The sequence below is a fragment of the Rhizobium sp. CSW-27 genome (genome assembly GCF_018760785.1).
GTDB lineage: Bacteria > Pseudomonadota > Alphaproteobacteria > Rhizobiales > Rhizobiaceae > Neorhizobium.
The window spans coordinates 63,139-77,280 of the sequence record NZ_JAHHZO010000007.1 but is presented as its reverse complement, the minus strand read 5'-3'; the positions used below and the strand labels follow the sequence as shown (position 1 = coordinate 77,280).

Annotated in this window: 12 protein-coding genes and 1 pseudogene; 4 read left to right on the top strand and 9 right to left on the bottom strand. The window is 62.9% G+C overall.

Annotated features, from left to right (window positions below; all coding sequences use genetic code 11):
* Positions 1-43: 43 nt before the first annotated feature.
* Entirely contained in the window at positions 44-970 is a 927-nt protein-coding gene (locus KLP42_RS14855) for an ABC transporter substrate-binding protein (protein WP_215567530.1), read from the bottom strand.
* A gap of 131 nt (positions 971-1,101) precedes the next feature.
* On the opposite strand from KLP42_RS14855, the gene KLP42_RS14850 reads away from it, so the two are divergent.
* Positions 1,102-2,037, top strand: a complete 936-nt coding sequence (locus KLP42_RS14850) for a LysR family transcriptional regulator (protein ID WP_215567529.1) — start codon at positions 1,102-1,104, stop codon at positions 2,035-2,037.
* A 179-nt stretch (positions 2,038-2,216) separates the two neighbouring features.
* Here KLP42_RS14850 and KLP42_RS26950 read toward each other — a convergent pair.
* The 7 genes and pseudogenes from KLP42_RS26950 to KLP42_RS14820 form a co-directional block, all read right to left on the bottom strand.
* A pseudogene (locus KLP42_RS26950) lies at positions 2,217-2,386 on the bottom strand (glucose dehydrogenase); the annotation flags it as partial.
* A 9-nt stretch (positions 2,387-2,395) separates the two neighbouring features.
* Positions 2,396-3,823: a gamma-aminobutyraldehyde dehydrogenase gene (locus KLP42_RS14845; RefSeq protein WP_215567528.1), complete on the bottom strand. Its 1,428-nt coding sequence runs from the start codon at positions 3,821-3,823 to the stop codon at positions 2,396-2,398.
* A 32-nt stretch (positions 3,824-3,855) separates the two neighbouring features.
* The gene (locus KLP42_RS14840; RefSeq protein ID WP_215567527.1) at positions 3,856-4,668 is read right to left on the bottom strand and encodes an ABC transporter permease; all 813 of its coding nucleotides are present in this window, start codon (positions 4,666-4,668) and stop codon (positions 3,856-3,858) included.
* Complete coding sequence (locus tag KLP42_RS14835) at positions 4,658-5,590, bottom strand: ABC transporter permease (protein ID WP_215567526.1); 933 nt, start codon at positions 5,588-5,590, stop codon at positions 4,658-4,660. Before KLP42_RS14835 ends, KLP42_RS14840 begins: the two co-directional genes overlap by 11 nt.
* Positions 5,587-6,585: an ABC transporter ATP-binding protein gene (locus KLP42_RS14830; RefSeq protein WP_215567525.1), complete on the bottom strand. Its 999-nt coding sequence runs from the start codon at positions 6,583-6,585 to the stop codon at positions 5,587-5,589. Before KLP42_RS14830 ends, KLP42_RS14835 begins: the two co-directional genes overlap by 4 nt.
* 255 nt (positions 6,586-6,840) lie before the next feature.
* Entirely contained in the window at positions 6,841-7,995 is a 1,155-nt protein-coding gene (locus KLP42_RS14825) for an ABC transporter substrate-binding protein (RefSeq protein WP_215567524.1), read from the bottom strand.
* A gap of 124 nt (positions 7,996-8,119) precedes the next feature.
* On the bottom strand, positions 8,120-9,028 hold the full coding sequence (locus KLP42_RS14820; protein WP_215567523.1) for a LysR substrate-binding domain-containing protein: 909 nt from the start codon (positions 9,026-9,028) through the stop codon (positions 8,120-8,122).
* 515 nt (positions 9,029-9,543) lie between these two features.
* On the opposite strand from KLP42_RS14820, the gene KLP42_RS14815 reads away from it, so the two are divergent.
* Positions 9,544-10,434, top strand: a complete 891-nt coding sequence (locus KLP42_RS14815) for an SMP-30/gluconolactonase/LRE family protein (RefSeq protein ID WP_215567522.1) — start codon at positions 9,544-9,546, stop codon at positions 10,432-10,434.
* Positions 10,435-10,449: 15 nt separating this feature from the next.
* Here the strand turns inward: KLP42_RS14815 and KLP42_RS14810 are convergent, their stop codons facing one another.
* Positions 10,450-11,445, bottom strand: a complete 996-nt coding sequence (locus KLP42_RS14810; protein ID WP_215567521.1) for a LacI family DNA-binding transcriptional regulator — start codon at positions 11,443-11,445, stop codon at positions 10,450-10,452.
* A 153-nt stretch (positions 11,446-11,598) separates the two neighbouring features.
* Between KLP42_RS14810 and KLP42_RS14805 the strand changes: the two genes are divergently transcribed.
* Both KLP42_RS14805 and KLP42_RS14800 read left to right on the top strand, forming a co-directional pair.
* On the top strand, positions 11,599-13,092 hold the full coding sequence (locus KLP42_RS14805) for a sugar ABC transporter ATP-binding protein (RefSeq protein ID WP_215567520.1): 1,494 nt from the start codon (positions 11,599-11,601) through the stop codon (positions 13,090-13,092).
* 7 nt (positions 13,093-13,099) lie between these two features.
* Positions 13,100-14,122: an ABC transporter permease gene (locus tag KLP42_RS14800; protein WP_215567519.1), complete on the top strand. Its 1,023-nt coding sequence runs from the start codon at positions 13,100-13,102 to the stop codon at positions 14,120-14,122.
* Positions 14,123-14,142 lie beyond the last annotated feature (20 nt).

Genomic DNA, 14,142 nt, shown 5'->3' with positions numbered 1-14,142 from the left:
GCGGGCAAACGACCAGTCCCGCCCGCGGGGGAGCCATGTCCTGTCAGGGTGCGATCAGGCCCGCGGTGTCGATCTTGCCGCTCAGCATACCGCCGTCCTGCATCGCCTTCTCCAGATAGTCGAGCGCTGCAACCGTCGGAACCGGCTTGCACTCGGGCAGTTCGATCTTGCTCAGAACCTCGACCGGGAGACGCGTATATTTCGAGACGATCTCGCGCGTCCTGTCCGGGTTCTTGCCGATGAAATCCGCCGCCTGTGCAAAGGCCGTGCGGAACGAGGCGATAGTCGCCGTATTCGCCTTGGCCCAGTCGCGGGTTGCCACGAAGGTCGTGTAGGGCAGATCGGCCGGAAGTTCCGACATGAAGTGGAAAGCCACCTTGCCGTTCGACTGGCTGACCGCGCGTCCGAGCGACGGCTGTCCGGCGATGATGGCGTCGATCGTGCCTCCCTTCAGCACGTCGGCGGTGTTGGGGATCGGCACCTCGATGAAGGTGATGCTCTTATCGGACACCTTCTTCTGCTTCAGCCACTGGCGGAACAGGATGTCGAGCGTGCCGCCGATGCTCGGCGTGCCCACCTTCTTGCCGACGAGATCCTCCGGCTTATCGATTGCCGCGCCTTCACGCACGGCAAGGCCTACATTCTTGGCGGTGCGCGGTGCCGTGACGCCGCAATTGGCAACGACGACGAGATCAATGCCGCTATCCACCGCCTGCAGCAGGACGGTCGGCGAGACGGCCACGATCTGGTGCGAGCCGGCGACCAGGGCCGCGACCAGCGTCTGGTTCGAGCCGGTGGGCAGAAATTCGATATTCAGGCCGTTCTTGTCGAACAGTCCCTCGTCCTTGGCAACGAAAGCCGCCTCGACCTCGGCGATCGGGGGCGTGCCGATGGCGATCTTCGTTTCGGCGAGAGCCGGAATGGCAGCGAGCGCGAACGTGCCCGCGATGATGAATGCGCGCTTGAACATGGTGTCCTCCTCGAATGCGGGCTCCTCAACCCTTCGATCTACTATCCCCACCGGCTTGACTTTCATCAATAGACAGAACGGCAGTTCAGCTATAACTTCAATTGCATATCGATGAGGCGGAGGAGGCTCTCGTGAACCTGCGCAAATGGGAGTATTTCCTGAAGGTCGCCGAATTCGGCAATCTGTCGCGGGTGGCAGAAAAGCTCGACATCTCCCAGCCGGCGCTCAGCCGCCAGATCGCTGCCCTGGAACAGGAGATCGGCACGTCCCTCTTTCACCGCACGGGTCGTGGCCTGACCCTGACGCCCGCGGGCGAAGTGTTTCGCGCGCGCGCCGAGGCGATCCTGGAAGAGATTGCCCGTGTGCCCGGCGAAGTCACCCATGCCGCCAACACGCCCTCCGGCCGGCTCGCCTTCGGCGCCCCGCCCTTCATGGGGCGTGTGCTGACGGGGGAGCTCGTGGCGACCTATGTGGAGACCTATCCGCATGTGCGGCTTCGCGTGCGCGGCGCGCATTCCTTCCAGCTGCGCGAGGCGATCTTCTTCCGGGACATCGATATCGGCATCCTGGCCGCACCGCTGACGGAACCCGACCTGCACACGGAACCGCTGCTGACGGAGCAGCTCTATCTCGTCGGTCCGCTCGACAGCGGGCTTTCGACGGATCAGCCGATTTCGATCGACAGGGTGGCCGACTGCCCGCTCATCCTCACGCCGCGTCCGGATGGGCTGCGCACCCTGATCGAAGGGGAATTCGCCCGCATCGGTCGCCGCGCCAAGATTGCCGTCGAGACGGAATATGCGCCGATGGACGACCTCATCCGCCGGAAGGTGGGATACGCCATCATGCCCTATTGCGGCATGGTGAACTCGCCGCTGACCCGGTTTTCCTGGGCACCGATCGAGGGGCTCTGGGTCACCTGGCTGATCGCGACCCTCGACAACACGGAGCGCACCCTGGCCGCCCGGCGCTTCATCGACATGCTGCACAGCTCCGCCCGCGACAACATCCAGGCAGGGCGCTGGACGGCTCGCTATCTGGGACAGATCAGCGAACCGCCCCGTTGACGGGATTGGAACCGCCGCGATCCAGAGCGGAGGTGCTGCCGCTCGACTGGTCTTGTCGGCATCGTCGCACCTGGCGTCCCGTTGATGCTCCCGTACGCACTGCCGGCGCCGACGTCGATCCCGATGAAAGACTGCCGGGCGATCATGCCCCTCCTCCCGGTTCTGCGCGTCCGCGCGCCTCACAGATCCACGCTGTTCAGCAGGATCACCAGATCACGCCATGGCGGGGTCTCGTCAACATGAAGACGGCGGCTTCGGCCACCTCCTGTGGCTACATCAGGCTGCCACTCGCCAGAACCTGTTCCATCTCGGCCTTGGGCCAGTCGTCGAGCAGGGCCGTTGCGGTGGGGTGCCGTTGTCAGCCGTGTGCGATCATCACATGGCGGACGACCGTGTAATCCTCCAGGGCATAAATCGACATGTCCTTGCCATAGCCCGATTGCTTGAGGCCGCCATGCGGCATCTCGTTGCACAGCATGAAATGTGTGTTGATCCAGGTGCAGCCATAGCGAAGCTCGGCGGAGGCCTGCATGGCCTTCGAAAGGTCCTTGGTCCAGACGGAGGAAGCCAGACCGTAGTCGGACTCGTTGGCCCAGCCGACGACATCGTCATCATCGCCAAACGGCGTGACGGAGACGACAGGGCCGAAAACTTCGCGGCGGACGATCTCGTCGGTCTGCAATGCACCTGCCACCACGGTCGGCTGGTAGTAGAAGCCCGGACCGCTGGGGATCGCCCCGCCGGCCGTGACTTCGACATGCCCTGTCTCAGCCGCGCGCTGGACGAAACTTGCTACCCGGTCGCGCTGGCGCTGCGAGATCAGCGGGCCGATCTCGTTTTCGGTGTCGTCGGCAAGCCCGTAGCGGATCGAGGAAACGGCGGACGAGAGGTCGGCGACGAAGCGGTCATAGACCGACTTGTGTGCATAGATGCGGCAGGCGGCGGTGCAGTCCTGGCCGGCGTTGTAGAAGCCGAAGGCGCGGATACCGGAGACGGCCGCATCGATATCGGCATCGCCATAGACGATGACGGGGGCCTTGCCGCCGAGCTCCAGATGCGTGCGCTTGACGGTCCTGGAGGCTGCCTGCATCACCTTCTTGCCGGTGGCGATGTCCCCGGTGATCGACACCATGTCGATGCCCGGATGGTTGATCAGGGCATTACCGACGCTTTCGCCGCGGCCGAGGATGACGTTGACGACGCCTTCGGGCAGGATATCGGCGAGAAGCTTCGCCATCTTGAGCGCCGTCAGCGGCGTCTGCTCGGAGGGCTTGAAGACGACCGTATTGCCGCCGGCAATCGCGGGTGCCAGCTTCCAGGCCATCATCATCAGCGGATAATTCCACGGGGCGATCGAGCCGATGACGCCGACGGCGTCGCGGCGGATCATCGAGGTAAAGCCCGGCAGGTATTCGCCGGCAATCGCGCCGTGCTGGTTGCGGATGGCGCCGGCAAAGAAGCGGTAGCAGTCGACGATGGCGGAGATTTCGTCATTGCGCACCGCGTTGATCGGCTTGCCGCAATTGAGCGCCTCCAGGGCCGCGAACGCATCCGCATCGGCCTCGATGGTGTCGGCGATCTTCAGCAGGTAGCCTGCTCGCTCGGCCGGCGTCGTGCGCGACCAGGACTTGAAGGCACCTCGGGCGGCACTCACGGCTGCGTCGATCTGCTGCGGCGAGGCCTCCGGCAGGTTGAGGATCGTTTCGGCGCTGCGCGGATTAAGGATCTTTTCCTCCTGGTCCTCGCCCTTGGCGAAGGTGGCGCCGATGAGCATTTCGGTGTTCATGCCGATATTCATGACAGTTCCCTTTCCGTCTTTCATTTCCCGCCGCCGGCGGTCTCGGCGCCCTCGCGGGTGAGATAATAGGCGCCGAGGATCGGCAGAAGCGTGACCAGCACGACCGCCATGGCGACGACATTGGTGACCGGCCGCTCATGCGGGCGGATGAGTTCTTCCAGCATCCAGATCGGCAGTGTCTGCTGCTGTCCGGCGGTGAAGGTGGTGACGATGACCTCGTCGAAGGAGAGCGCGAAGGCCAGCATGCCACCGGCCAGAAGCGCCGTGCCGATATTCGGCAGGATGACATGCCGAAAGGTCTGGAAGCCGTTGGCGCCGAGATCGTAGGAGGCCTCGACCAGCGAAGGCGACATGCGCCGGAAACGGGCGACCGCATTGTTGTAGACGACGACGATGCAGAAGGTGGCGTGACCGAGCACGATCGTCCAGAACGAAAACGGGATGTTGATCAACCCGAAGGCGGAGCGCAGCGCAATCCCGGTCACGATGCCCGGCAGGGCGATCGGCAGGATGACGAGCAGCGTGATCGCCTCCTTTCCGAAGAAGCGCGCCCGGGCAAGCGCTGCGGCGCATAGCGTACCGAGGATCAGTGCCAGAGCCGTGGCGATGCTGGCCACCTGGACGGAGAGCGTCAGCGCCTGCCAGACATCGCGCCGCTCCCAGGTGACGGCGAGCCAGCGGGTTGTCAGCCCCGGTGGCGGCCACTGAAAGCTCTTTGCCTCCGTCGTGAAGGCATAGGCGAAGATCAGCAGGATAGGCAGATGCAGGAAGAGGAGACCGCCGATCGCCGCAAGCTTGAGCGCAACGGGTGCGCGGTGGTGATCAGAGCGCATCGAAGGCTCCCCGTTTCTTGGCGCCCCAGAGATAGAAGGCCATGATGACGACCGGCACGACCGAGAAGGCGGCGGCGAGCGGAATGTTGCCCGCCGTTCCCTGCTGCGTATAGACGGCCTGTCCGATGAAGAGGCGCGAGGTGCCGATAATGCCCGGCACGATATAGTCGCCCAGCGTCAGCGAGAAGGTGAAGATCGAGCCTGCGGCGATGCCGGGCATGGCGAGCGGCAGCAGCACGTGGCGGAAGGTCCTGCCCGGTGAGCCGCCCAGATCGTGGGAAGCCTCGACCAGATTGGCTGGCACCCGCTCCAGTGCGGCCTGGATGGGCAGGATCATGTAGGGCAGCCAGATATAGACGAATACGAGGAAGGTACCGGTTGCGCTGACCGAGAGGGAATTGCCGCCCACCACCGGCAGCGAGAGCCAGACGTCGAGAAGCCAGCCCAGATGCAGCTTGTCGGCAAACCAGCTGATGATGCCCTCCTTCGACAGGATCATCTTCCAGGCGTAGATCTTGACGAGATAGCTCGACCAGAGCGGCAGCATGATGCCGATATAGAAGAAGGCCTTCAATCGGCCTTTTGCATAGCGGGCGGCATAATAGGCGATCGGGAAGGCGAGAATGGCCGAGGCGATCGTGACCAGCGCGGCCATGACGATCGTGCGCTGGATGATGTCGAAATTCGACGGGCGGAAAAGTTCGGCATAGGTCGAGAGGGTGAACTCATAGACGACCTGCGCCGTGAAATCGTCGAAGGAAAAGAAGCTCTGCAGGAGGAGTGCTGCCAGTGAGCCGACATAGACAATGCCGAGCCACAGCAGCGGCGGGGCAAGTAGAAAGATGACGAGCAGGCGCGGACTGCGCCAGAGTGCACCCGAGAACCTGGAGGCGAGACTGTCATACGTGGGACCCGCGGTCATGGCACATCCTCCAGCAGGTTGAGTGCGGAGGATGCAAAGTAGACCGTAACCGTGCCGGCATCTGCCGGGACGGCGACAGATGCCGGCAGATTGGCATGGATGATGGTATCGCCGGCCCGCAGTGCAATGCGCCGGACCGGGCCCATGAAGCTCGACGCTTCGACCACGCCCGAAAGAGACAGCATGCCCGCACCGCCCTTGAGGCTGAAGGCTTCCGGGCGCAGGCTTAACCAGCCCCTGCGCCCGATCAGCCGACCGGTGAGGTCTGGAGGCAGGATATTGGCGGAACCGACGAAATCCGCGACGAAGCGCGTTCGCGGCCGATCGTAGATTTCCTCCGGAGAACCTGCCTGAACGATGCCTCCCTCGTTGAAGACGGCAACGCGGTCGGCCATCGAGAGCGCCTCGGCCTGATCATGCGTGACGAGGACAAAGGTGATGCCGAGCCGCTTCTGCAGGCCCTTCAGCTCTTCCTGCATGGCTTCCCGCAGTTTCAGGTCGAGCGCACCGAGTGGCTCGTCGAGCAAGAGCACGCTCGGCTTGTTGACCAGCGCGCGGGCGAGCGCGACTCGCTGCCTTTGCCCCCCGGAGAGTTGACCGGTGCGCCGATTGCCATAGCCGGAGAGCTTCACCAGCTCGAGTGCTTCCTCGGCCGCCTTGTGCCGGGTCGCCTTGTCGACGCCGCGCACCATCAGGCCATAGGCAACATTGTCGAGGATCGTCATGTGGGGGAAAAGCGCATAGTCCTGGAAGACCGTATTGACGTTGCGCTTCCACGGCGGAATGCCATTGGCGCTCTCGCCGAGGATGGAAATCGCACCCTCATCGGGCTGTTCGAAGCCGGCAATCAGCCGCAGACAGGTTGTCTTGCCTGAACCGGACGGGCCGAGCATGGCGAAGAATTCGCCCTCGGCAATGTCGAGGTCGACACGGTCCACCGCCTTGACCGCACCGAAATGGCGCGACACGGAGCGGAAGGTGACGGCTGCTGGCATGATGGTCTCCGGTCTTCTATTTTTCGCCTGTGGCGCATGGAAAGGTCTGCGCGTGTAGCACCCCGGCAGTCCTACAGGACATCCCCCGCAAGGGAGGAGATCGGCAAGACGCGCCCCTGCTGGCACTCGTCGCTAATGGCGTTCCATGTAAATGCGTCGTTGGAAAAGGTGGGAGCTGTGGCACAGCCCAATCTCCCCCTTGCGGGGGAGATGCCCGGCAGGGCAGAGTGCGGTCTCACACATGCGTGCCTGACCTTACTGCCCGCCCATCACCGCGATATAATCGCTGACCCACTTCGAATAGGGGACGCAGGTGCCCTGAGCGCATTTGGCGGTCGGCGTCTTCCAGAAGGAAATCTTCTCGAAGTTGTCGAAGCCGTTGGTGGCACAGCCGCCCTCACCGAGAAGCTCATTGCCCTTGCAGGCGGCCGGTACGGCAGGCACCGAACCGAACCAGGCGGCGACATCGCCCTGTACCTTGGCCTCGAGCGAGTGGTTCATCCACATGTAGGCGCAGTTGGGGTGCTTGGCGTCCGCGTGCATCATGGTCGTGTCGGCCCAGCCGGTGGCGCCTTCCTTCGGAATGGTGGATGCGATCGGCTGCTTGTCGGCCTCAAGCAGGTTGACCTGATAGGGCCAGGAGCCGGAGGCGACGACGCCCTCGTTCTTGAAGTCGTCGGTCTGAACGGTCGCGTCGTGCCAGTAGCGGCCGATAAGCGCACGCTGGCCCTTCAGGAGTTCAATCGCCGCGGCATATTGCTGTTCGTTGAGCTCGTAAGGATCCTTAATGCCCAGCTCGGGCTTTGTCGTTTTCAGGTAAAGCGCCGCATCGGCGATGTAGATCGGGCCGTCATAGGCCTGAACGCGACCCTTGTTGGACTTGCCGTCGGGCAGCGTCATTTCCTTGAACACGACATCCCAGCTCTCCGGCGCTTTGCCGCCAAAGGCCTGCGTATTGTACATCAGCACGTTCGGTCCCCACTGGTAGGGCGTGCCATAATGCTTGCCGTCCACCGTGTGCCAGGGCACGTCCTGCAGACGTTTGTCGACGGCCGACCAGTTCTTGATCAGGCTTGTGTTGATCGGCTGGACCTTCTTGCCGGCGACGAGGCGCAGCGACGCGTCGCCCGAGGCGGTGACGAGGTCGAAGCCGCCCTGGTTCATCAGGGTGACCATTTCGTCGGAGGTGGCCGCGGTCTTGACGTTGACCTTGCAGCCCGTCTCCTTCTCGAAGCCGGTCACCCAGTCATAGGCCTTGTCGGTTTCGCCGCGTTCAATATAACCGGCCCAAGCGACGATATCGACTTCGCCCTCGCCCTTGCCGATTTCCTTCATCTCCGCCGAAAACGCCGGCAGCGTGGTGCCGAGAACGAGGGTAATCGCAGTCGTGATGTTCAGAATGGACTTCATGATGTTCCCCTTTGCGGTCATGCCGGGATTTTTCCCTTGGCGCTGAGGGGATGATAGGCGGGCGTTTTGCTTTCGCAATTTCTTTTACCAGAATTCCGGTTTCGGAAATTCCGATATCGAAACCTCAGCGAAGCCGGGGCGTCCGCTGCGCCTGAGCGAGCGCTATGAAATTCTTCAGCGGCTGCGAGAGTGAGAGACCCCGCCGCCAGACCAGCCCCACATTGATGGCGGGTAGCGATGCCGAGACGTCGCGGGCTTCGATGCGGTCGCCTTCCAGCGACCAGGGGCGATAGATCATGTCGGGCAGGATGGCGACACCGGCGCCGGTGGCGACCAGCGAGCGCACCGCTTCCACCGATCGGGTTCGGAAGGCAACGCGGGGGCGTGCGCCGAAGACGCCGAGCAGCTTGCGCGTCGCCTCCTCGATCTCATCCGTCGTCAGCATGATGAGGGGCTGGCCGACAATGTCCTCGACAGTGATCGATTCCTGAGAGGCGAGTTCGTGCCCGGCCGGAAGCCACAGGCTGAAGGGCGACATTTCGAGCGTTTCGACCTGCAGTGCCTGTCGGTCACGCAGGTTGTTCAGAAGGACAACGGCAACATCGAGCTCGCCGCCGACGAGCAGGTGTTCGAGATAGTTGCCGTCATCCTCGATCGTGCTGACCTCGACGCCCGGGAAGGCCCGGCGATAACGGGCGAGAAGGTCTGAAAGCACATAACCGGCCACCAGCGAGGTGACACCGAGTTGCAGCGTGCCCTTCGTCATTTCCGGGTCAGTGTCAAAGACCTGGCGGGCCTCGGAAACGCTGGAAAGGATCTTCGTCGCGTGTCGGAGGAACTGGTGCCCCTGCTGCGTGATTGCGAGCCCACGCGGGTGGCGATCGAACAGTTGCACGCCGAGGTCCTGTTCCAGTTCCTTCACCGCCTCCGTGATGGAAGACTGCGAAATCGACATGACATGGGCGGCACCCGACACGGTGCCCTGCTCCGCCACCGCCACGAAATACTGCAACTGTCTGAAGGTAAACGCCACACCACATCTCCGATGTTGACTCGATCGGACCACAGCCCTGTTGTCATCGTCAAGCGGTCCATCGGGCGCTGACACTTTCTCTGAGTGCTGCCGAGGGGATCACGTTGCTTCCCGCTGAACACCGCGTGCTGCGGCAACAGCCTCGGTGTCGGCGGGGGCGGCTGCGCATGCGCGCCCCGCCGAGCCCCTGCCGAACTAGCCAATAATGAGGGCGCGCTTGCCCTCCGGGTCGAACAGGTTCGGTGCCGCGGCTTCATCCTCGTGTTTTCTCTCTCGACAAGCCTCGAATGATTTGCATAGGTTATCGATAACAATCAGAGATCAGGCATTCCTTGGGAGGCACTGTGCGGAGCCGGATATCGTGCGGAGGAGACCTTATCCAGATTGGGATCAGGTGCCGTTGGAGCCGAGCTTCCACATACGCTGCTCCTTCGAGGCGACCGACAAGGCGGCGTGCTGGCCGAGGTCGCGTAGCAGCCTGAAGGCGAACAGGCATTGAGGGAGGAGCTTCAGCCATGTCGTTTTTCGAAGTGATGGATCCGGTCTTTGCAACTTACGTTCTCGGCAATGCGCCGGTGAAGCGGCTGGCGACCGGGTTCGACTGGACGGAAGGCCCTGTCTGGTTCGGCGATGCCGGATGCCTGCTGTTTTCCGACATTCCCAACAACCGCATCGTCCGGTGGAACGAGGAGGGCGTCACGACCTATCGCCAGCCATCGAATTACGCCAACGGACACACCCGTGATCGCCAGGGTCGCCTGATCAGTTGCGAGCACGGCACCCGCCGGGTCACGCGGACCGAATGGGACGGATCGATCACGGTGATTGCCGACAGCTATCAGGGCAAGCGGCTCAACAGCCCGAACGACGTGATCGTGGCTCCGGACGACGCGATCTGGTTCAGCGATCCGCATTACGGGATCATGACGGATTATGAGGGGTCCAAGGCCGAACAGGAGCTGCCCTGTACGGTCTATCGGGTGTCGCCGGCCGGTGGTATCGAGGCCGTCATCACCGACATGCAGGCACCGAACGGCCTTGTCTTCAGCCCGGACGGAAACCGGCTCTATGTGGCTGATACCGGACGCATGTTCTCGTCCGATCCCCAGCATATCCGCGTTTTCGACATGGTCGATGGCTGTCCGGTCAACGGCCGCATCTTCCATGTCATCACGTCCGGGTGCGCGGATGGCATGCGGGCGGACAGCGACGGAAATCTCTGGTCATCGGCGGCAGACGGTGTCCATTGCATCGCGCCAGACGGGCACCTGATGGGCAAGATCCTGGTGCCGGAACTGGTGTCCAACCTTTGCTTCGGCGGGCACGCCAAACATCGGCTGTTCATCACTGCGACCACCAGCATCTATTCCGTGGTCCTCAACCGTCGCGGTATCCAGACGCCCTGACGCCTCTTGCCGTGTTTAGACGGTCTCGCCCGGAACAAGCCGTGTAGCCACCACGGTGACGGCCTGCACCGGCCCGCCCTTCAGCTTGGTAACAAGCGCCTCTGCGGCCGCCTTGCCGATGCTGGTCGTCGGCACGACGGTGGTGGTCAGGCGTCTTTCCAGGATGGATGCCGCCTCCATCCCGCCCCAGCCGGCGATTCCGAGATCCTCGGGCACGCCCAGCCCGCGCGACCGACAGAAAGCGAGGCCGCCGATCGCCATCTCGTCATTGTGGAAATAGACGACGTCGAAGTCATTCTTCCGGCTGAGCAGGGTCTCCAGCCCGTAATATCCGGCGTAGAAACCCGGCGCATCGTGCAGCATTTCCGCATCCACCAGCGGGTGGCCTGCGCGGGCAAGCGCGTCACGAAACCCTTCGAAGCGCGCCTGTCCCATGACGTCGGACCGGGCGAGCGCACCGACATAGCCGGCCTTGCGCCGACCGCGCGCCAGAAGATGCCGGGCCATTTCGGCGCCGCAATCAGAATGGGAGAAACCCACAGCCATATCGATAGGGCTGGTCGTCAAATCCCATATTTCGACAACCGGAATGGCGGCACTGCGCAAAATCTCGATCGTGCCCGGCGTATGATGGCGGCCCGAGAGAATGAGGCCGGCTGGACGCCAGCTGGCGACCTGCCGGATCCAGGCTTCCTCCTCGGTTGTCGAATGATCATTGGCGCCGATGATCAACTGATAGCCGAGACGTCCCAGCGCCCGGTCCACCCCATCCAACACATGGCCGAAGAGGCCCGACGTGAGGCGTGGCACGCACATGCCGACGAGTGTTTCCGCCTGGTCGGAGCCGAAGGCGGCGGCCAGGCGGTTGGGGACATAGCCCACTTTCTCGGCGATCTCCATCACCCGTCGGCGTGTCTCATCAGAAAAGCCGGAGCCGTCGCGAAGGACGCGGCTGACCGTCATCTTCGAAACGCCGGCGGCGCGCGCAATGTCTTCCAGATTGGCCTTCATCGGCGTTGCTGCCCCGCCGGCACACAACTCGGAATGGTGGTCATGTTATCGATAACTTTCTTCTTGACTTGGCTTTGGTTCGCGATACCCTGCATACGTTACCGGTAAACCTGACGCAAGATCTAGGGCCGGCATCATGGGAGGAGAACCATCATGCAACCGTCCCTAGACGGACTGCTGTTCGATCGTATCGTGAAATCCTTTGGCGGCACGCAGGCGCTGAAGGGTGTGTCGCTGAAGATCGAACGCGGCGAGATTGTCGCCCTGCTGGGCGAAAACGGAGCAGGCAAATCGACACTCATCAAGGTGCTCGGCGGCATCCACAAGCCTGACGAGGGGGGCGTCTTCATCGGCGGCGTTCCCTATGCCCACGAGGCCGGCAGGGCCGGTGGCCAGAAGGTCGCCTTCATCCATCAGGACCTTGGCCTGATCGAATGGATGAGCGTCGCCGAAAACATTGCCCTTTCACTCGGCTACGTGCAGAAGGGCCGGCGCATCGACTGGCCGGCGACCGAAGCGTCTGCCGACCGGGCGCTGTCGCTTGTCGAGGCGGATTTTTCGGCGACGGCGCGGGTGTCCAGTCTGACCCGGACACAGAAGTCGCTGGTGGCGATAGCCCGGGCACTTGCCGCCGATTGCGACTATCTCGTTCTCGACGAGCCGACGGCCAGCCTGCCCGCCGATGAGGTCGAACGTCTTTTCGCCGCCTTGCGTCCTTTGAAGGCGCGCGGGGTTGGCATGATCTATGTCAGCCACCGGCTCGATGAAATCTTCCGGATTGCCGATCGGGTCGCCGTCCTGCGCGATGGCCAGATGGTCGGGATGCGGGCAATCGAACACACGACGCCGGAAGAACTGGTAGGGCTGATTGTGGGCAGAAAGGCGCGCGAAATCGCAAGGCCCGCCACTCTGGAAGGTCCGGCCATCCTCAAAGTGGACGGCCTGGTGACGGCTGCCGTCGGTCCCGTCAGCTTCGAGATCCGCCGCGGCGAACTGCTTGGTCTCGCCGGCCTTCGCGGCGCCGGGCATGAGGATGTCGGCCGCGCGCTGTTCGGTCTCATTCCGCATGCCGGCAGGATTACGCTGGATGGTGCAGCGCCGGATCTAAAGAATGCCGGGGCTGCCATGCGCTCGGGCATCGGCCTCGTCGCGCGCGATCGTGTGGCGGAAAGTGTCGCCCCGGGCCTCAGCGTCCGCGAAAATGCATTCATCAATCCCTCCGCCACAGGACGGCGTCTGTTGAGCCTGCTGTCGCCCAAGGCGGAAGATGCCGTCGCCCATGAACTCGGCCGGCGGGTGGGCCTGTCACCCAACGATCCGACGCTTGCCATTGAGGCACTCTCCGGCGGCAACCAGCAAAAGGTTGTGGTCGGGCGCTGGCTCGATGCCGGCCGTCGCCTGCTGATCACCGAAGATCCGACGGCCGGTGTCGATGTCGGCGCCAAGGCCGAGATCTATCATCTTCTCTACCAGGCTCTCGCAAGCGGCATGGGCGTCCTCGTGGTGTCCACCGATTTCGAGGAGACCGCAAACATCTGCCATCGCGCCATCGTCTTCAGCCGCGGCCTACCCGTGGCGGAACTGAGCGGCGTCGAACTGTCAACCGAATCCCTGATCCAGGCCGCATCGGCCGGTGAAGCAGCCTGAGGACGCCATGCCCGGTATTCAATCCAACGCCGTAGAGCCTACCAAGGATGAACTGCGGGGTCTCTCCACCGGTCGCAAGCTCATAAGACTTGCGCCGACCTACGGTCTCGTCATCCTGATGTTCGGCCTGATCCTTCTCTTTTCGATCCTGCTGCCAACCACATTCCCGACCATGCTGAACCTGAGGGCCATCCTCTCGGACAAGGCGATCATCGCGCTACTGTCCCTGGCCGCAATGATTCCGATGGTGGCCGGACGCATCGATCTGACGGTGGGCTACGGCATCGTGCTGTGGCATATCCTGGCGATCAGCCTGCAGACGCTTTATGGCTTGCCCTGGCCGGCTGCCGTCGCCATCGTGCTGGTACTCGGTGTCGCGATCGGCGCCCTCAATGGACTGCTGGTGGAGGTCGCGCGCATCGATAGCTTCATCGCAACGCTTGGCACCGGCACGATCCTCTATGCAATCGCACTCTGGCACACGGGTGGCCGGCAGATGGTCGGCGCCCTGCCTGCCGCCTTCTATGCGATCAACGGCACCTTCGTCTTTGGTCTGCCAGTTACGGCAATTTACGTCCTCGTCATCACGGTTCTTCTCTGGATTGCGCTCGAATACACACCGATCGGCCGCTATCTCTATGCCATCGGGGCAAACCAGCGGGCTGCCGAACTGAACGGTATTCCGACCCGCAAGTTCGTCATCGGCGCCTTCGTGACCTCCGGCCTGATGACGGCTTTGGCCGGCGTCCTGCTCGCATCGAAACTTCGGATCGGGCAGGCCTCTGTCGGCCTCGAATTCCTGCTGCCAGCGCTGGTCGGCGCCTTCCTCGGCTCCACCACCATCAAGCCCGGACGGGTGAATGTCTGGGGCACCATCGTCGGCGTCATGATCCTCGCGGTCGGCATTTCCGGCATCCAGCAGTTCGGCGGCAGTTTCTGGGTGGAACCGTTGTTCAACGGCACGACGCTTTTGATTGCAATCGGCATCGCCGGTTACGCGCAGCGCAGGAAAGGCGCGAAATCCAAGTAATTCATTCAGCTTAATCTGGG